The following is a 942-nucleotide window of genomic DNA, read 5'->3' on the forward strand; positions in this document are numbered from 1 at the left end:
CGCGTGTGGGAGCACGACCGCCAGATCTCGCGTGTGGGCCAGCCGATCGACCGCGACGAGTGGTTCATGACGCCGCAGACGGTGAACGCCTACTACAACCCGCTGATGAACGAGATCGTGTTCCCGGCGGCGATCCTGCAGTACCCCTTCTTCGACGCCGAGCGCGATGCCGCAGCCAACTACGGCGGCATCGGCGCGGTGATCGGTCACGAGATCGGGCATGGCTTCGACGACCAGGGCAGTCGTTTCGACGGCGACGGGTCGCTGCGCGATTGGTGGACCGACGCCGACCGCGCCGCGTTCGAGGAGCGCACGAAGAACCTCATCGCGCAATACGACGCGCTGGTGCCCCAGGGGCTGTCGCCCGAGCACCACGTCAACGGTGCGCTCACGATCGGCGAGAACATCGGCGACCTGGGCGGGCTCAGCATCGCCCTGAAGGCGTACGAGCTGTCGCTGGGGGGCGCTGAGTCACCCGAGATCGACGGGTACACCGGCATCCAGCGCCTGCTGCTGAGCTGGGCGCAGATCTGGCAGCAGAAGGGGAGGGATGCCGAGACGATTCGTCTGCTGACGGTCGATCCGCACTCGCCCAACGAGTTCCGCTGCAACCAGATCGTGCGCAACATCGACGCGTTCTACGACGCCTTCGACGTCACCGAGGGCGACCGGCTGTGGCTGCCGCCGCAGGAGCGCGTGAGCATCTGGTGACCGTCCCCGCGCTCACGCCGCCGCGCCAGGCGGCGTGAGCGCACCACCTCTCTTCTGAAAGGATCCCCGCGTGGGTACCCCCGACCCGCAGCGCGGCAGCGAGAAGCAGCCGTCCCTGCGGGGTGCGCACCGCCGGCCCCGTCGGCCCGCCGCCGCCCGCAGATCGTTCCCCGCAACCTGGCGGGCCCTGGACGAGCTCGCCGCGTCGGGAGCGCGGGTGTCGGTGCGCGT

At 69.6% G+C, this 942-nt stretch carries 1 protein-coding gene; it reads left to right on the top strand.

Going from position 1 to position 942, the window contains the following annotated elements; all coding sequences use genetic code 11:
* Window positions 1-711: M13-type metalloendopeptidase (locus NQ160_RS24200; RefSeq protein WP_306854186.1), on the top strand; the 711-nt coding region annotated here is incomplete at its 5' end.
* Between the last annotated feature and the right edge of the window lie 231 nt (window positions 712-942).

This window comes from Microbacterium sp. zg.Y909 (assembly GCF_024626565.1).